Origin of the sequence: Paraburkholderia phymatum, from assembly GCF_038900715.1 — a bacterium.
In the GTDB taxonomy this organism is placed as follows: Bacteria; Pseudomonadota; Gammaproteobacteria; order Burkholderiales; family Burkholderiaceae; genus Paraburkholderia; species Paraburkholderia phymatum_A.
On sequence record NZ_JAYMRZ010000001.1, the window covers coordinates 347,692 to 364,558 of the forward strand.

16 protein-coding genes and 1 tRNA gene are annotated in these 16,867 nt (G+C 65.0%); 11 read left to right on the plus strand and 6 right to left on the minus strand.

The window, feature by feature from the left end:
* The first annotated feature begins 18 nt into the window (after positions 1–18).
* From VSR68_RS01545 to VSR68_RS01590, 10 genes are all read left to right on the plus strand, one after another.
* Positions 19–1,578 (plus strand): efflux transporter outer membrane subunit, encoded by a 1,560-nt coding sequence (locus VSR68_RS01545; protein WP_342938423.1) that lies wholly within the window; start codon positions 19–21, stop codon positions 1,576–1,578.
* On the plus strand, positions 1,575–2,927 hold the full coding sequence (locus tag VSR68_RS01550) for a paraquat-inducible protein A (protein WP_342938116.1): 1,353 nt from the start codon (positions 1,575–1,577) through the stop codon (positions 2,925–2,927). The genes VSR68_RS01545 and VSR68_RS01550 overlap by 4 nt, the downstream gene beginning before the upstream one ends.
* Positions 2,924–4,522 (plus strand): intermembrane transport protein PqiB, encoded by a 1,599-nt coding sequence (locus VSR68_RS01555; RefSeq protein ID WP_342938117.1) that lies wholly within the window; start codon positions 2,924–2,926, stop codon positions 4,520–4,522. The genes VSR68_RS01550 and VSR68_RS01555 overlap by 4 nt, the downstream gene beginning before the upstream one ends.
* On the plus strand, positions 4,519–5,115 hold the full coding sequence (locus VSR68_RS01560; protein WP_342938118.1) for a PqiC family protein: 597 nt from the start codon (positions 4,519–4,521) through the stop codon (positions 5,113–5,115). Before VSR68_RS01555 ends, VSR68_RS01560 begins: the two co-directional genes overlap by 4 nt.
* A gap of 240 nt (positions 5,116–5,355) precedes the next feature.
* A complete protein-coding gene (map, locus tag VSR68_RS01565; protein WP_342938119.1) occupies positions 5,356–6,141 on the plus strand; it encodes a type I methionyl aminopeptidase in 786 nt (261 codons plus the stop codon).
* A gap of 305 nt (positions 6,142–6,446) precedes the next feature.
* Positions 6,447–6,995: a GNAT family N-acetyltransferase gene (locus VSR68_RS01570; RefSeq protein ID WP_342938120.1), complete on the plus strand. Its 549-nt coding sequence runs from the start codon at positions 6,447–6,449 to the stop codon at positions 6,993–6,995.
* A gap of 219 nt (positions 6,996–7,214) precedes the next feature.
* Positions 7,215–8,036: a septum site-determining protein MinC gene (minC, locus tag VSR68_RS01575; RefSeq protein WP_342938121.1), complete on the plus strand. Its 822-nt coding sequence runs from the start codon at positions 7,215–7,217 to the stop codon at positions 8,034–8,036.
* Positions 8,037–8,125: 89 nt separating this feature from the next.
* On the plus strand, positions 8,126–8,941 hold the full coding sequence (minD, locus tag VSR68_RS01580) for a septum site-determining protein MinD (RefSeq protein ID WP_342938122.1): 816 nt from the start codon (positions 8,126–8,128) through the stop codon (positions 8,939–8,941).
* Positions 8,942–8,956: 15 nt separating this feature from the next.
* Positions 8,957–9,211, plus strand: a complete 255-nt coding sequence (minE, locus tag VSR68_RS01585; protein WP_007583338.1) for a cell division topological specificity factor MinE — start codon at positions 8,957–8,959, stop codon at positions 9,209–9,211.
* A gap of 310 nt (positions 9,212–9,521) precedes the next feature.
* Complete coding sequence (locus VSR68_RS01590; protein WP_342938123.1) at positions 9,522–9,824, plus strand: hypothetical protein; 303 nt, start codon at positions 9,522–9,524, stop codon at positions 9,822–9,824.
* Between the two features lie 355 nt (positions 9,825–10,179).
* Here the strand turns inward: VSR68_RS01590 and VSR68_RS01595 are convergent, their stop codons facing one another.
* Entirely contained in the window at positions 10,180–11,547 is a 1,368-nt protein-coding gene (locus tag VSR68_RS01595; RefSeq protein WP_342938124.1) for a chloride channel protein, read from the minus strand.
* 387 nt (positions 11,548–11,934) lie between these two features.
* On the opposite strand from VSR68_RS01595, the gene waaC reads away from it, so the two are divergent.
* Positions 11,935–12,942 carry a lipopolysaccharide heptosyltransferase I gene (gene waaC / locus VSR68_RS01600; RefSeq protein ID WP_342938125.1) on the plus strand — a complete coding sequence of 336 codons (1,008 nt, stop codon included), beginning with the start codon at positions 11,935–11,937 and terminating at the stop codon, positions 12,940–12,942.
* A gap of 109 nt (positions 12,943–13,051) precedes the next feature.
* Here the strand turns inward: waaC and VSR68_RS01605 are convergent, their stop codons facing one another.
* The 5 genes from VSR68_RS01605 to VSR68_RS01625 form a co-directional block, all read right to left on the minus strand.
* Positions 13,052–13,282 (minus strand): hypothetical protein, encoded by a 231-nt coding sequence (locus VSR68_RS01605; RefSeq protein ID WP_342938126.1) that lies wholly within the window; start codon positions 13,280–13,282, stop codon positions 13,052–13,054.
* Positions 13,283–13,731: 449 nt separating this feature from the next.
* Positions 13,732–13,911: a hypothetical protein gene (locus VSR68_RS01610; protein WP_342938127.1), complete on the minus strand. Its 180-nt coding sequence runs from the start codon at positions 13,909–13,911 to the stop codon at positions 13,732–13,734.
* Between the two features lie 243 nt (positions 13,912–14,154).
* Entirely contained in the window at positions 14,155–15,462 is a 1,308-nt protein-coding gene (locus VSR68_RS01615) for an MFS transporter (protein ID WP_342938128.1), read from the minus strand.
* A 503-nt stretch (positions 15,463–15,965) separates the two neighbouring features.
* Entirely contained in the window at positions 15,966–16,472 is a 507-nt protein-coding gene (locus tag VSR68_RS01620; protein WP_342938129.1) for a TonB family protein, read from the minus strand.
* A 268-nt stretch (positions 16,473–16,740) separates the two neighbouring features.
* A tRNA-Ser gene (locus tag VSR68_RS01625) sits at positions 16,741–16,830 on the minus strand.
* Between the last annotated feature and the right edge of the window lie 37 nt (positions 16,831–16,867).

Here is a 16,867-nt window from a genome sequence, read left to right on the forward strand (position 1 = left end):
TTGCGCCGCGCTTCGCCTATGCCCGTCGCCGGCGCGCTCGCGTGCGTGCTGTGCGCCTTCGCGCTGAGCGGCTGCCTGCTCGGACCGAACTACTCGCGCCCGCAAGTCGACGTGCCCGCGACGTATCGCTTCCCCGACAACTACGCGTCGGATGTGGCGAACACCGAATGGTGGAAGCAGTTCGACGATCCCGTGCTGAACGACCTGATCACGGCGGCGCTCGCGAACAACAACGACGTGAAGATCGCCGCCGCGCGCGTCGACCAGTTCCTCGGCCAGTTCGTCACGACGCGCGCGGCGCTGCTGCCGCAGGTCGGCGCGAGCTTCGACGCCGAGCGCCAGCGTCTGCCGACGGGCTCGCCGCTGCTCGCGAACGTGAACAACCCGGTGTTCAACACGTACACGGCGGCGTTGTCGGCGTCGTGGGAAATCGATCTGTTCGGCCACAACCGGCGGCTGACGGAATCCGCGCGCGCGAGCCTGCTCTCGACCGAGGAAGCGAAGCGCGGCACGATCCTGACGCTGGTGTCATCGGTGGCGTCGTCGTATATCAATCTGCGCAGTCTCGACCGGCAACTGGAGATCGCGAAGGCGACCACAGAAAGCCGCGCCGATTCCGTGCACGTGTTCGAGCTGCGCTTCAAGGGCGGCGAGGTCTCGCAGATGGAGCTTGCGCAGAGCCAGTCCGAATACGAAGACTCGCGCTCGCGGATTCCGCAGATCGAGTCGCAGATCGCGCAGCAGGAAGACGCGCTGTCGGTGCTGCTCGGGCGCAATCCGGGCGACATCTTGCGCGGACGCGCGCTCGCCGAACTCGTGGCGCCCGCGGTGCCCGCGGGGCTGCCATCGGATCTGCTCGAGCGGCGCCCCGATCTGCGCCAGGCCGAGCAGGACCTGATCGCGGCGAACGCGCAGATCGGCGCGGCCAAGGCGCTGTACTTCCCGCAGATTTCGCTGACGGGCCTGTTCGGCACGCAAAGCGGCCAGTTCTCGAAGCTCTTCACCGGGCCGACGCGCGTGTGGTCGTTCGCAGGCGCCGTCACGCAGCCGATCTTCACGGGCGGCGCGATCACGGGCCAGGTGAAGCAGGCCGAAGCGGTGCAGCAGCAGGCGCTGTATTCGTATCGCAAAGCGATCCAGGTCGCGTTCCAGGAAGTCGACGACGCGTTGATTTCGTCGCAGAAACTGCGCGAGCAGTTCGACGTGCAGGGACGCCAGGTCGATGCGCTCGTCAGTTACGCGCACTTTGCGCGGCTGCGCTACGAGGGCGGCTACACGAGCTATATCGAAGTGCTCGATGCCGAGCGCAGTCTCTTCAATGCGCAGCTGAGCCAGACGCAGACGCAGGCGGGCGTGCTGGTGTCGTATGTGAATCTGTACAAGGCGATGGGCGGCGGCTGGGTCGTCGATGCGGAAGGGCTCACCACGCAGGCGGCACAAGCGGGGCAAGTGAAACAGGTGACGCAAGCATCGACACAGGCGACACAAGCGGCACAAGCGACACAAGCATCGGCGCAGCCGGCGCATGCGGGCGACGCCGCCCGTTCCGCCGATGCTCTGCCGCAGGACGTGAAATGAGCGACGCAACGTCTTCCGGCTATCTCGGGCATGTGGCGCGGACGATGCCTGTGATCGCGTGCCACGAATGCGATCTGCTCCAGCGCGAAAGCGATGTGCCGCCGGAAGGCGTGCTGCGTTGCTGCCGCTGCCACGCGACGCTGTACCGGCGTCATGCGAACAGCCTCGATCGCACGCTCGCGTATGCGCTTGCGGCTTGCGCGCTGTGGGTCATCTCGAACTCGTTTCCGATCGTCGGGCTTGCGGTGAACGGCGATCTCGTCGAAACGACGATGTTCGGCGCCGTGCGCGTTCTGTACAAGGACGGCATGTGGCCGCTGTCGGCGCTGATCTTCATCACGACGATGCTGATGCCCGCCTGCCAGGCGCTCGGTCTCGTGTGGCTCATGCTGCCGTTGCGGCTCGGGCGCACGCCGTATCGCGCGGACGCCGTGTTTCGCACGCTGCGCATCGCGCAGGAATGGGGCATGACGGAAGTGCTGATTCTCGGCCTGCTCGTCGCGCTCGTGAAGCTCGCGCATATCGCGGCGGTGGTGACGGGCCCGGCATTGTGGTCGTTCGGCGCGCTGATGCTGATGCTCGCGGCCGCCGCGTCTGCGTTCGACGCGCGCGATCTGTGGACGCGTCTCGAAGGGATGCCCGACGCCGGTCCCGCGTTCGACAGCGACACGCCGTTTCCCGCCGCGACGGCCGCGGCCTGCGGCCTGTGCGTGTGCCACGACTGCGGCCTGCTCACGCGCGCCGCGCCGGCAGAGGCTCGCGACGCGCGCGACTACGCGAACGTGCATGCGTCCGTGCATCTGCACGCGCATTCCGGGCATTGCCCGCGCTGCGGCGCGCATCTGCACCTGCGCAAGCCCGATAGTCTCGCGCGAACGTGGGCGTATCTGATCGCGGCGATCATCCTGTACATCCCGGCGAACGTGCTGCCCGTGATGGATACGAGCTCGCTGTTCGGCGCGCAGAAGGACACGATCATGAGCGGCGTCGTCTATCTGTGGACGTCGGGTTCGTGGCCGCTTGCCGTGCTGGTCTTCATCGCGAGCATCGCCGTGCCGATGCTGAAGATTCTCGCGATCAGCTTTCTCTGCCTGCTGGCCAACTTCCGCTCGACGTGGCAACCCGATCAGCGCGCGCGCATCTATCGCATCGTCGAGCTGGTCGGGCGCTGGTCGATGCTCGACATCTACGTGATCGCCGTGCTCACGGCGCTCGTGCAATTCGACGCGCTCGCCACCGTGCGCGCGGGTCCCGCCGCGATCGCGTTCGGCGCGGTCGTGGTGTTGACCATGTTCGCCGCGATGTCGTTCGATCCGCGGCTCATCTGGGATACGAGGGAAACACAATGAGCAGGCCGCCCGATCTGCCCGACGCGGTCGCGGTGCCGCCCAAGCGTTGGCGCATCCAGTGGATCTGGCTCGTGCCCGTCGTCGCGGTGCTGATCGGCATCTGGCTTGCCGTGCAAGCCGTGCTGTCGCAAGGTCCGACCATCACGATCCAGTTCAAGACGGGCGAAGGGCTCGAGGCGGGAAAGACAAAGATCAAGTTCAAGGACGTCGATATCGGCGTCGTGAAGAAGGTCGCGCTTTCGCGGGATTACAAGAACGTGATCGCCACGGCCGAACTGACGCGCGACGCGACCGACATGCTGGTCAACGATACGCGCTTCTGGGTCGAGCGTCCGCGTATCGCGGGCGGCAACGTGTCGGGCATCAGCACGCTGCTGTCGGGGGCGTTCATCGGCATGGACATCGGCCATGCGAAGCAGGAGCGGCGCGACTACGTCGGACTCGAGACGCCGCCTGTGTTCGCGAGCGACGTGCCGGGCCGCGAGTTCGTACTGCACGCGGAGAATCTCGCATCGCTCGACGTCGGTTCGCCCGTCTATTTCCGGCGCTTGCGCGTGGGCCAGGTCACGTCGTTCGAACTGGACAAGAACGGCGGCGGCGTCACGATGCATATCTTCGTCAACGCGCCGTACGACCAATACGTGAAGACCGATTCGCGCTTCTGGGAGGCGGGCGGCATCGACGTCGCGCTGGGCACGGAAGGCGTGAAGATCAACACGCAATCGCTGGTGTCGATCCTGATCGGCGGGCTCGCATTCGAAACGCCTTCGTCGTCGCTCAGCGAGCCCGAAGCGCAGGTGCGCACGTCGTTCACGCTGTTCCCGACGCGCGCCGATGCATTGAAGGTGCAGGACCGCATCGTCGATACGTACGTGCTCGACTTCAAGCAGTCGGTGCGCGGCCTGACTGTGGGCGCACCCGTCGACTTCAGGGGCATCGTGATCGGCGAAGTATCGGGCATCTACACGCGCTTCGACCCCGTGACGAAGGAGATCAGCATTCCTGTCGAGATCAAGTTCTATCCAGAGCGCTTCACGGCGCGTCACGAGGAGCCGTCCGAAGGGCGCCTCGTGAAAGATCCGAAAGAAGTGGCGGACTTCCTCGTGTCGCGCGGCTTCCGCGCGCAACTCAGGACGGGAAGCCTGCTGACGGGCCAGCTGTACATCTCGTTCGATTTCTTCCAGCACGCGCCGCAGGCGAAGATCGACTGGAGCCGCACGCCGCCCGAGCTGCCGACCGAGCCGAGCGGCCTGCAATCGCTGCAGGACTCGGTCAACCGGATCGTAGCGCGCATCGACAAGCTGCCGCTCGAGCAGATCGGCAAGAACACGCAGCAGACGTTCGCCAATGCCAGCGCGCTGCTGCAAAGCCTCAACACGCAGGTCGTGCCGCAGGCGAAGAGCGCGCTGTCGGCCGCGCAGACCACGCTCAATACGGCGAACAGCGCGCTCCAGCCCGACTCGGCGCTGCAGCAGGACACGAGCGATGCGATCCGCGAGCTGGCGCGCACGGCGGCATCGTTCCGCGCGCTGTCCGATTATCTGCAGCAGCATCCCGAAGCGCTGCTGCGCGGCAAACCGGGGGACGCAAAGTGAAGCGATCGATGCTCTCGCGCGGCGCGTGCCTCTGCGTCGCGGCAGCGGCGGTGCTGGCCGCGTGCGGTTCGCCGCGCTCGAACTTCTATACGTTGAGCTCCGACGCGACGCTCGAAAGCACGGGCGCACCGCTGTCCGTGACGGTGGTGGTCGGTCCCGTGACGGTGCCCGAACTCGTCGACCGGCCGCAGCTCGTGACGCGCGTGTCGGGCAACGAGGTGAAGCTCAACGAATACGCGCGCTGGGGCGAGCCGCTCAAGAGCGGCGTCGCCGATGTGATCGCCTCCGATCTGTCGCGGCTGCTCGGCTCGCAGCGCGTGTCGGTGTCGTCGCAAACGGTGGCGGGCACGGAGGCGTGCCGCGTGCGCGTCGATATCGTGCGGTTCGATTCGATGCCGGGCGAGGCCGTCGCGATCGACGCGCTGTGGACCGTGCGCCTCGCCGGCCAGAAGGCGCTGCTGACGGGCCGCTCGACGGTGCGCGAACAGGTGCAGGGCGCGGACGAGGCGGCGCTCGTCGCGGCGCACAGCCGGGCGCTGGCGTCGGTGAGCCGTGACATCGCAGAGGCGATCCGGCGTTCGCCGCCGGGGTGAGCGCTCCATGACGGGCGTGGCCGGTGCGTGGTTTGGCGCATGGTTTGGCTTATGGTTTGGCGCATAGTGCGGGCCGGCCTCGCGGACAGACTCTGTACAATGGACTGATCGACAACCGGACGCAGGGCCGCAATGCGGGCCGCGTCCAGCGCCGGCAACGCAAGACGGCGCGCCAGCACGATCGCCTGATCGCACAGCCTGCGCGCGCCGCGCGCTGCGTGCCGCCAACGTTTTTCCGACATGGCCATCACCTACAAGACTTCCGAAGACCTCGCGCGTTTGCGCATTTCCGGGCGGCTCGCCGCCGATGTGCTCGCGATGATCGGCGAACACGTGAAGCCCGGCATCTCAACGGGCGAACTCGACGCGATCTGCCACGACTACATCGTCAACACGCAGAAGGCGATTGCCGCGAACGTCGGCTATATGGGCTTTCCGAAGACAGTTTGCACGTCGGTCAACTCCGTCGTGTGCCACGGCATTCCCGATCGCAGCGAGGTTCTCAAGGACGGCGACATCATCAACATCGACGTGGCCGTCATCAAGGACGGCTATTTCGGCGACACGAGCCGCATGTACACGGTCGGCGAGCCGAGCGCGGTCGCGAAGCTGCTGATCGACACGACCTATGAAGCGATGCTCGCGGGCATCCGCCAGGTGAAGCCGGGCGCGACGCTCGGCGATGTCGGCCATGCGATCCAGAAGCTTGCGCAGCGCGAGGGCTTCTCGATCGTGCGCGACTACTGTGGACACGGCATCGGCAAGGTCTATCACGAGGACCCGCAGGTGCTGCACTACGGCCAGCCGGGGCAGGGCGTGCGCCTGAAGCCGGGCATGGTGTTCACGATCGAGCCGATGGTGAACGCAGGCCGCGCGGGCACGACGGTGATGCGCGACGGCTGGACGGTCGTCACCAAGGACCGCTCGTTGTCCGCGCAATGGGAGCACATGGTCGCCGTCACCGATGACGGCTACGAACTGCTCACGCCGTGGCCCGACGGCACGGGGCGCTACGAGGCGCCCTGACGCGCCATGAGGCGCGGGGATCGCGCTGTGCCGGCCGGCTCGGGTCTCGCGTTTCACCTCTGGCGTCTCGCATCTCGCGTCGTTGCGCGCGGAGAGCCCTGAGCGGACGGCCGGCGCGCACTGCGCCCGCCGCAATGCACAAAAACCCGCGTACAGGCGCGCCGGCTTTGTTGTCGGCTGTCAACCGATGCGCGCCTGCCCGCACTGCGCCGAATTAAAGATTTGACTCGCGCGCCCGTTCGGTTGAAGCTACGCCCTACAGCTTTACCCGGATGACATAAGGGATTTCAAGGGATTTCGACCGCATGAGTCCTTCACTGACCGTTCGCCGCATCGCAGCCGATCAGGGTGCTGTCTTCCGTGAGCTACGTACCGCATCGCTGCGCGAAGCGCCTTACGCATTCGACGAAACACTGGAAGAAGCGATGCTGGCCGATGCGTCCAGGTTCGAACAGACGGCCGCGCGGCATGCTGCTTCGACCACGTCGACGTCGTTCATCCTCTACACGGAAGGTCATCCTGCCGGCCTGATCGGCGCCTGCTTCGAAGACGCCGCGCCGCATCGCGCGTTCGTGAGCGAGCTGTGGGTGGCGCCCGCCGTGCGGCATCTGCGCGGCGGCGAGCTGCTCGTCAACACGGCGAGCGACTGGCTCGCGGCAGGCGGGGCGGCGGAGATCTACGCGTGGATCGCCGACGAAAACCGCAACGCGATGCGCTTCTACGAGCGGCTCGGCTTCGGCCCGACAGGCGAGCGCGAACGCATTCCGCGCGCGCCGGACCAGTTCCAGACACTGCTCGTGCGGCACGTGCCGCACCACGCGGCATCGGGCGTCGATACCGACGCGCCTGGCTAGCCGCCTCGTGCTCGACGGCTTCGCGGGGCGCCTGTCCAGCGCGCTCCCGCCAGCTTCATCCCCATCTTCCGCCGCTGGTTCTTCACGCTTTTTGTCGATCTGTCCCGCGCCGATCTAGCGCGCACGCGGCATCTGGCTGTCGCGTGAAGACTTATTGGCAAAAAAGCTCACCGTTCGCCTGGACGCCTGTAAAATACGCAAAATTTTTTGCCGAACGCTATGTCGCCCAGGAAATCGCCATTTTTTGAACTGCGCAGTGGCGCGGTCGACACGCTGCTGTTTGTCGTCAAGACGACCAACCTCGCCGAGATGCGTGCCGAACTGACCCGGCGCTTCGAGGCGACGCCCGAATTCTTCGCCAACGATACCGTCGCGATCGACGTGCGCCGTCTCGCCGAGAATGAACGCGTGCCGCTCGCCGACATCGCGAAGCTGCTCGACAGCGTGCGCATGCGGCCGATCGGCGTCGTCGCCGACAGCGCGCAGCACGCGTGGGCGAACGAAGCGGGGCTGCCGCTGCTCGACGCGCGCGATCCGCGCGCAAGCAAAGGCAACGGCGACACAGTGGGCAAAGAAGCAGGCAATGAAGCGGGCAAAGAAGCAGGCAGGAGCGCGGCGGAAAAAAGCGCGGCGCCCGCAGCCGAAAGCGCGGCGCGCGAGCCGGAACAGGCGCCGTCGGCCGCTGCCGAACCCGTGCGCATCTCGTCGCAGACGATGGTGGTCGACAAGCCGCTGCGCTCGGGCCAGCGCATCTATGCGAAGGGCGATCTCGTCGTGCTCGGCATGGTGAGCAACGGCGCGGAAGTGATCGCCGAAGGCAATATCCATATCTATGCGCCGTTGCGCGGCCGCGCGCTCGCGGGCGTGCACGGCAATCACGACGCACGCATTTTCTGCACGTGTCTCGAACCGGAACTGATTTCGATCGCGGGCATTTACCGGACGACCGAAACCCCGCTGTCCGCCGACGTGTACGGCAAGCCGGTGCAGATCTGGCTCGAAGACGAAAAACTGATGATCGAGCCGCTGCGGCTCACGTGATGCGTGGGCCGCGCATGCAGTGCGTGTGTCGCGCGATGGAACTACTGCCGGCCTCAATAGACGAATTGACGAACACAAGGTAAAGGGTAATGGCAAAAATCATTGTGGTGACTTCGGGCAAGGGTGGCGTAGGCAAGACGACGACCAGCGCGAGTTTCGCCTCGGGTCTCGCGCTGCGCGGCTCGAAAACGGCGGTGATCGATTTCGACGTCGGCCTGCGCAACCTCGATCTCATCATGGGCTGCGAGCGTCGAGTGGTGTACGACCTGATCAACGTGATCCAGGGCGAAGCCAATCTGAACCAGGCGATGATCAAGGACAAGAAGTGCGAGAACCTCTACATCCTGCCCGCGTCGCAGACGCGCGATAAGGATGCTCTGACGATGGAAGGCGTCGAGAAGGTCATCAACGACTTGATCAAGATGGACTTCGAATACATCGTCTGCGATTCGCCGGCGGGTATCGAGTCGGGCGCGCTGCTCGCGATGCACTTCGCCGACGAGGCGCTGATCGTGACGAACCCGGAAGTGTCGTCGGTGCGCGACTCGGACCGCATTCTCGGCATCCTGTCGTCGAAGACGAAGCGCGCGATCGAAGGCAAGGAGCCGATCAAGGAGCATCTGCTGATCACGCGCTACAACCCGAAGCGCGTCAGCGAAGGCGAGATGCTGTCGCTCAGCGACATTCAGGAAATCCTGCGCATCGATCTGATCGGCGTGATTCCGGAATCGGAAGCCGTGCTGCACGCGTCGAACCAGGGCCTGCCCGCCGTGCACATGGATGGCACGGATGTCGCCGAATCCTATAAGGACGTCGTGTCGCGTTTCCTCGGCGAGCAGAAGTCGCTTCGCTTTACCGATTACCAGAAGCCGGGCCTGTTGCAGCGCCTCTTCGGCACCAAGTAAAGGGAGGCGCATCTGATGTCGATTCTTTCGTTTTTGCTGGGCGAGAAAAAGAAGTCCGCGTCGATTGCGAAGGAACGCCTGCAGCTGATCATCGCGCATGAGCGCGTGGGCGGCAAAGCGCCCGCTGATTATCTGCCCGCGTTGCAACGCGAACTCGTCGCTGTGATTTCGAAGTACGTGAAGATCTCGGACGACGATATCCGCGTCAATCTCGAACGCCACGACGATCTCGAAGTGCTCGAGGTCAAGATCGAGATTCCACAGGCCTGACCGGTCTGTAGCTTCAGCTTCGTCTATCGCGTGATGCGCGCCATCGTCGTACGGTGGCGCGCATTTTCGTGTCTGCGTTTTGCGCGTCGTCGGCGTGCGTCCCCGTAGTGTGCGTTTTCATCGCGCGCCGTTGCTTCACGCTCTTTTCTGCAATTTCTTCTTCGCTTCTTTCCGCATCACTTTCCGCGCTCCCCGAAATAAACCGTTGCACTTGAGGGCATGCCGTAACACGGCTTCTGTCAGCCCCTTCGTCACCTCGCGCATTGAACGGACAACGCCATCATCCGGCGCTGACACATGAGGTGAAAACATGAACCGATCGATTCGTCTGCTCGCCGCTTCCGCTGTGCTTGTGGTGTCGGGCTTGTCCGCTGTCGCATCAGCGTCGGCTGCCGAAGTGGTTGTCGTGGCGCCGCCCGTCGAGCGCTTCGAAGCCGTCCCCGCGCCGCGCGCGGGCTACGCATGGGACAAGGGTCACTGGCGTTGGGACCACGGACGTTACGCGTGGGTGCCGGGTCACTGGCAGGTCCAGCGCGTCGGGTATCACTGGATGCCTGGCCACTGGGTCGCGCATGGTCCGAACTGGCGATGGGTCGAGGGCCACTGGGCCTGATCGGCTGAATCTACATCCAGCGGATGCCGATGCGGCGCGTTGAGTTCATCGCGTGCGGCACGTCGATGTCCGTTGCCTGAACGCGCCCGAGAGCGCGCGCTTACGCAACCATCAAGGGAGTCATCACATGAGAAAAAGAACCTTGCTCGCGATCGCCGTGCTGGCGGTCACGTTGGCCGGTTGCGTCGTCGTACCGGCACGTCCTGTCTACTATCATCCGATGGGCGTCGTCGTGTATTGACGTTTGGGAGGTCGGGCGCGCGTTCCGCATGGGACGGCGCCCGATTTTTTCGCGGGCCTGGTGCTGTTGCCGAGCGGTTGCTGTTGGTCGCTATTGTTTGCTGTCGGTTGCCAGCTACTCACGCTCGCCTTGCGCTTCGGACCCGGAACGCTCCACTGGCAGTTCAGGCGAAGCGGCGGGCGCCGGCAGCGGCGCCATATAGCGCAACGAAAGCGCTTCGTACAAAGGCGGCGCAAACAGCCTCGCGACGCGGCTCGAAATCAGCGCAGTCGCCATCAGCGAAATCACGAGCGCGTGCCCGTTGATCATCTCCATCACGATCACGAACGACGTGATCGGCGATTGTGTCACAGCCGCGAGATAGCCGACCATTGCGAGCGCGATCAGCATCGGCAATTGCATGTCGGTGAACAGCATGTGCAGCACGTTGCCGAAGCCCGCGCCGATCGACAGCGAAGGCGCAAAAATGCCGCCCGGAATGCCCGGCAGATACGAGCCGACCACCGACACCAGCTTCAGCACCGGATAGAACACCGACAGATGCTCGCTGCCGTACAGCAGTCCGCGTGCTTCCGAGTAGCCGCTGCCGAACGTGGTGCCGCCCGAGATCAGTCCGACGAGCGCAATCACGACGCCGCACAGCGCAGCGAACGCGACCGGCCGCTCGGCGTGCAACTGGCGCAGCGGCGCGGGGATCCAGCGCGCGGTGTTGAGCAGCAGCCAGCCGAACACGCCGCCTGCAATGCCCGTGACGATGCCCGTGATGACGACGGCCACCGCGAACAGATCGGGAAAGTGCGTGCCGATATCGATCGTGCCGAAGTACGTGTAGTTGCCGTTCAGTCCGAGCGCGACGATACCCGCGATGATGATCGCCGTGATCAGCACGCCGCTCGCGCGCGCCTCGAAGCTGCGCGTGAGCTCCTCGATGGCGAAGACGATTCCGGCGAGCGGTGTGTTGAACGCCGCCGACAGACCCGCCGCCGCACCCGCCAGCACGAGCCGCCGTTCGATCTGCGCGTTCGAGCGCGGGTAGAGCCGGCGCAGGTTGAACATCAGCGCCGCGCCGACCTGCACGGTCGGCCCTTCGCGTCCGATCGTGAAGCCGCCGAGAATCGCGAGAAAGGAAACGGCGATCTTGCCGAGCAGAATGGGGAACGTCAGCAGCCGCGCGCCGGATGTGCCTGGATTCGTGTGCAGCGTCGCGATGACCTGAGGGATGCCGCTGCCCTCCGCGCCGCGAAAGAAACGCCGCGTGAGCCACACGGACGCGGCCCCGACGGCGGGCGTCAACACCAGCGGCAGCCACCAGTGCTGTTTCTGTAGATCGAGGAAAGCGTTGTAGCCCAGATCGATGAGCCGCGCATAAAAGACGGCCGTCAGGCCGACAGCGATCGCGCCCAGCCAGAAGATGCCGTACTGGCGCCAGAGGCGCCGTACGCGCCGGCCGATGCTCGAGGACAGCATGGGTGTCCGTGACATGGGAATCGGGCGAAGGGCAAAGCGCCGATTATAGCGGCGCGAGCGGTGACGGCGCCGCGAAAGGGCGCGATGCGGGCGCGAGATGCACTCGATGCACTCGATACGGATATGGGCTCGATACGAACGCGCGGTTGACGCGCGATGGCCATCGACAAGAACACGAGACAGGCGCGCGAAGGCCATCGACAAGAATGCGAAAGAACCGCGACAACCGCGAGCCTGCACGCTGCCTCGCGGGCGCCGGGGAGCGACCGTCTGTCAAGGCCCGTAACCTCCGGTAACGGCAGAGCGGATCTGGCAAGCTTTCCCGCTGCGCAGTTTTCAGGCAAATCTTTTGATCTGGGCTAAAATTGTCGATTGCGACCGCGCAGGCTCAATGGGCAATCAATGAAGCGAATTCTCATCGTCAAAGTCACCTCCATGGGTGACGTGATACAGGCGCAACCCATCGTGTCGGATCTCAAGCGCGCGTTTCCGGGCGTCGAGGTGGACTGGGCCGTCGACGAATCCTTTGCGGAAATCGCTCGCTGGAATCCGGGCACCGACCGCGTGCTCTGCGCGCCGCTGCGCCGCTTCAAGAAGGCGCGCCGCTGGGGCGACTTCAAGGCGATCGCGCAGTCCATCGGCGAATTGCGCGCGCACCGCTACGACTTCGCTCTCGATATTCACGGCGTCTACAAGAGCGCGATCATCTCGTTCCTGTCGCGTTCGCGGCGACGGCTCGGCTACCGGTCGAAAGACCTGGGCGAGCGCGGCGCCGCGTTCGCGTACACCGGCCGCTTCGCGCCGCCGCGCGACAGGAACGCCTGGAACGCCATGCGCGAGACGGTGAGCACGGCCCTCGGCTATCCGCTCGAAGGCCCCCCCGACTACAACCTGCACATTCCCGCGCCCGCAAAGCCGCTCGTCGACACGGGTGGCCGGCCGCTCGCAATGCTGTTCCACGCTGCATCGAAGGACGACAAGAAGTGGCCGGCCGAACACTGGATCGCAATCGCGCGCGATCTCGTGCAGCGCGGCTTTTACGTCGCCGTGCCGTGGGGTTCGACTGCCGAGCGCAATGAAGGCCTCGCGATCGTCAACGAAGTGGAAGGCGCGGAACTGCTGCCGCAACTGAGCGTCACCGAAATCGCACAGGTGATCGCGGCGTCGGAGTTCGTGATCGGCGTCGACACCGGCTTCGTCCATCTCGCGCACGCGCTCCAGAAGCGCACGGTGATGATCTTCATCGCGACGTCGCGCGAAATCTTCGGCAACAACGTGCCGTTCCGGTCGGTATCGATTGGGGATGGCAACTCGGTGCCGCCCATTGCCGAGGCGCTTGCAGCCATCGACCACGTGCACACGGACCCGCTGGCACTGGACGGACACGGAAAGTCGGTAGCAGCGGCCTGAGGCGTCTGTTCGCGTGGAGCAGGCCGGTCCGCCAAAAAAGAAAAGAGGCGCACGCGCAGTTCGCCCAATTTCGGACGCTGTCGCGAAACGCCTCTGAAAAGCCCGCGCCTCAAGCGCGGACCGAGAGGAAACCTGCAGAACAAACCGGTACAACATCCGTAAAGACCACGCGGGTACGGACAAGTTCAACTGTTTCATTGTTTTTTTCCGCGGCCTTAGGGCCCGGTTTAATGCCGGTTTCGCGGTCGTTCGTCCGCTGCCGCCGTCCGTTTGCTTCGCGCCCATCTCGCTCGCCACCGCTTTCTCGCATTACACGGCTGTTAAAACTGTCGCTTTTCATTCGGCGTCGGCGCCGCCTTCGGGCCAATGCGTGTCGGCCCGTTGCACAGCCGCTGCATCGATCGCGCATTGCCGTGCCTGCCGAGGCTTTGCGGGCGGTCTTCATGCGGATTGGGTCGAGTCGCGGCGCACGGATTGGCGGCAGAAGGACCGCCCGGCGGGTCGCGAGGCATTTTCTCCCGTGTAACACAACCCCAGTGGACGCTTACAAATTGCAACGATCGTCGCTGAAGGGTTCGTGTTCAATCGAGGTCATTCGGGGTTCGCTCGAATAACGACACTGACTCAAAGGGAGAAAAAACGTGAAACGCTTGATGTTGGCTCTGGTGACGGGCGCGCTGCTGGCTGCATCGCTCAGTGGCTGTATCGTGGTGCCGGACGGCGGCGGCTATCACCATCATCACGACTACTACTACCGCTGATCGGGTAGCGGACGCCGATGGCCGCTGCTCAGGCCATCAGCATTTCGAAGGCGACGACGGCGGCGATGGCCGCCGCGTTCGCCGCAACCGCTTCGACGACGATGCCTTTCCACGTCGCCGGCTTGAAGCGCAGCGCGAGCAGCAGCGAGCCCAGCAGCGCCAGCGCGATAATCACGACGATGTCCGCGTTGTGAAGATGAATGTCCATCGATGCCTCCCTCAAACCGCCTTGTTGTCGATTCGAGTATAGGCATGCCAAAAAGGGCGGCGAAAACGGGGGTTTCCCTGTCCGCGTTCGCCCGGAGTACGGTTTTCCGCGCGGGTTCTTGTATCGGGCGACGGCTTTCGGCTTCGGCTTGCTCCGGGCTTCGAACAGAACGAGAACGGCCCCGGCGCAAATCGCTTGCGCCGGGGCCGTTTGCGTCGTCGGAATGGACGGCGGCGCGAAGGGTTACATCAACCTTGCATCGCGCGTCTCGCGCATGCACAGCACGCCGACCAGACTCAGCACGGCGGCAGCCGACACATACAGCCCGACCCACGACAGGCCGCCCTGTGCGGCGAGCATCTGCGCGATGTACGGCGCGACCGACGCGCCCAGAATCCCGCCGAGGTTATAGGCGACGCCGGCGCCCGTATAACGGACGTTGGTCGGGAACAGTTCGGGCAGCAGCGCGCCCATCGGCGCGAACGTCACGCCCATCAGGAACAGCTCGATGACGAGGAACAGTTGCACGAGCGGCATCGAGCCGCTGCCGAGCAACGGCGCCATCGCGAAGCCCGACAGAATCGCGGCGACGCAGCCGACGATCAGCACCGGCTTGCGGCCGAAGCGGTCGCTTGCCCATGCGGAGAGCGGCGTCGCGAGCGCCATGAACACGACGGCAACGCACAGCATGCCGAGGAAGCTCTGACGCGAGAAGTGCAGCGTCGACACGCCATACGACAGCGAGAACACCGTCGAGATATAGAACAGCGTGTAGCAGACGACCATCGCGAACGCGCCGAGCAGCACGGGCCACAGATGACGGCCGAGCAGCGTCGCGACCGGGACGCGCACGCGCTCCTGACGTTCGATCGCGGCCTGGAACGCGGGCGTCTCGGCGATCTTCAGGCGCACGTACAGGCCGAGCGCGACCAGCACCGCGCTGACGATGAACGGCACGCGCCAGCCCCAGCTGCGAAACTGCTCGTCCGACAGCGACAGCGCGAGACCGAAGAACAGGCCGTTCGACGCGAGAAAGCCGATCGACGGCCCGAGTTGCGGGAACATGCCGAACCAGCCGCGCTTGCCCGCGGGCGCGTTCTCGGTGGCGAGCAGCGCCGCGCCGCCCCATTCGCCGCCGAGGCCGATGCCCTGGCCGAAGCGCAGGACGCACAGCAGGATGGGCGCGAGGCTGCCGATCGAATCGTAGCCGGGCACGAAGCCGATCAGCGTCGTCGACAGGCCCATCACGAGCAGCGAGGCGACGAGCGTCGATTTGCGGCCGATGCGGTCGCCGAAGTGCCCGAACAGAAACGAGCCGATGGGCCGCGCAATGAACGCGATGCCGAACGTGACGAACGCCGACAGCGCTTGAGCCGTCGCCGAGCCATGCGGGAAAAACACTGGGCCGATGACGAGCGCGGCGGCCGTCGCGTACACGTAGAAGTCGTAGAACTCGATCGCGGTGCCGATGAAGCTCGCGAAGATCACGCGCGAAGCGCTGTTCTGGCGGCCCGCGCCGGACTGCGCGCGGGAGAGGGGCGAGGTGGACATGCAGGGTCTCCAAATGTCGTGACGCTGCCGCGAGGGGCGGGCGGTGCGTCTTTGTGTGTCTGGTGTGAGCGTCGCGGGTTCGCGCGCGAATCGTGCAAACGGCGGTGCATGCAAGCGGTGCAAACAGCGGCACTGCCTGCGATGCGAAGCGTGGCTCAAACGGCGATGCAGATGGTCCGGGCTCGATGCAAGCTCGATTCAGGCGGCGGACTCGCGACGCGAGACGTTGCAACTGCAACGATTCGACAGCTTGCATCGTGCTGACGGCTTCGAGCGTCGCGAACAACGCGTGGCGTCGAAGCGATGCGCGATGCAAACGGGACGGACGCGCGCGCGGGTGGCGCGGCAACGTGACGGTCGGGCTGCGCGAGGCGAGCGGGTAGGCTCGCGGCACGCAGCGATTGCCGGCGAATCCGGCGGGCGTTTAAAAAATTATAGCGACGGCGGGCGGCGCGCAGCAAGGCGCGCGTTCGGAGCACGGCCGGTTGCGGCGCGCTTTGCTGTCAGTCGATGGTCTGCGCCTGCGGCGATGCGAACGTGCGCAACTGGAATTTGCCGTTGTCGTTGAAGAGCCAGTCTTCGAACAGCTCGACCTGGCCTTTCGCATTCAGCAGTTTCGCGGGCGGCAACGGCAACGGCGCCGAGCGTCGCAACGTGGCGAGCGCGGTGCCCTCCGCTTCGTCGTCGCCGTTCGTGCGATACACCGACGATGCCACGATCTGTCCATTGCGATCGACGACGAACGACACGACGACGAGCGAGCGCAGCATCGCCTGCGGATTGCCGCGCAGCACATACGACGGGTTGCGCTCGACGATGCGTTGCGCGACGGCCGAGCGGTACTGATCGAGCGTCGCGCTGTTGATCGCGGCGGGCGGCACGACAGCCGCCGGCCGTTGAGGCGGAGTGAGCGTGAAGTTGCACGCTGCCGTACCGAACAGCGCGAGAGCGAGTGCCGCCGCTCGCCTGATTGCTGGATGGATGCGGCTGTGAAGCGAGAGGGTGGGCATCGCAATGACTCGCACGCGAGATGTCTCTTCATCGTAGGCGATGCATATTGCGATTCAATGAGCGTTGCTACCGATGTGCGTGGTAGCACGCAATGGGGGCGTCTGGGCGCGGATCGCGGCGCTTGCCATCATGCACTGACTGCTTGAGCGGCGTGCGTTGTTTGATCGTATGCGGCGCGTAGGATCGGGCTTTGAGCGGGGAGGTTTGCTCGTCGGCGAACGAAGAGGTGCAACAGCTTGGGCGCTCGAAGTGCTGCTTGAGGCGAGGTGGCGGAGGGTGTGGGATTCGAACCCACGAAGGCCGTAAAGCCTTGCCGGTTTTCAAGACCGGTGCATTCAACCGCTCTGCCAACCCTCCGAGCCCGAAATTGTAACCTGAAACGCTACGCTCACGG

Coding starts and splice junctions, on each gene's coding strand:
- VSR68_RS01545 (WP_342938423.1), top strand. CDS start 19: ATGCCCGTCGCCGGCGCGCTCGCGTGCGTGCTGTGCGCCTTCGCGCTG.
- VSR68_RS01550 (WP_342938116.1), top strand. CDS start 1,575: ATGAGCGACGCAACGTCTTCCGGCTATCTCGGGCATGTGGCGCGGACG.
- VSR68_RS01555 (WP_342938117.1), top strand. CDS start 2,924: ATGAGCAGGCCGCCCGATCTGCCCGACGCGGTCGCGGTGCCGCCCAAG.
- map (WP_342938119.1), top strand. CDS start 5,356: ATGGCCATCACCTACAAGACTTCCGAAGACCTCGCGCGTTTGCGCATT.
- VSR68_RS01570 (WP_342938120.1), top strand. CDS start 6,447: ATGAGTCCTTCACTGACCGTTCGCCGCATCGCAGCCGATCAGGGTGCT.
- minC (WP_342938121.1), top strand. CDS start 7,215: ATGTCGCCCAGGAAATCGCCATTTTTTGAACTGCGCAGTGGCGCGGTC.
- minD (WP_342938122.1), top strand. CDS start 8,126: ATGGCAAAAATCATTGTGGTGACTTCGGGCAAGGGTGGCGTAGGCAAG.
- minE (WP_007583338.1), top strand. CDS start 8,957: ATGTCGATTCTTTCGTTTTTGCTGGGCGAGAAAAAGAAGTCCGCGTCG.
- VSR68_RS01590 (WP_342938123.1), top strand. CDS start 9,522: ATGAACCGATCGATTCGTCTGCTCGCCGCTTCCGCTGTGCTTGTGGTG.
- VSR68_RS01595 (WP_342938124.1), bottom strand. CDS start 11,547: ATGTCACGGACACCCATGCTGTCCTCGAGCATCGGCCGGCGCGTACGG.
- waaC (WP_342938125.1), top strand. CDS start 11,935: ATGAAGCGAATTCTCATCGTCAAAGTCACCTCCATGGGTGACGTGATA.
- VSR68_RS01605 (WP_342938126.1), bottom strand. CDS start 13,282: ATGAAAAGCGACAGTTTTAACAGCCGTGTAATGCGAGAAAGCGGTGGC.
- VSR68_RS01610 (WP_342938127.1), bottom strand. CDS start 13,911: ATGGACATTCATCTTCACAACGCGGACATCGTCGTGATTATCGCGCTG.
- VSR68_RS01615 (WP_342938128.1), bottom strand. CDS start 15,462: ATGTCCACCTCGCCCCTCTCCCGCGCGCAGTCCGGCGCGGGCCGCCAG.
- VSR68_RS01620 (WP_342938129.1), bottom strand. CDS start 16,472: ATGCCCACCCTCTCGCTTCACAGCCGCATCCATCCAGCAATCAGGCGA.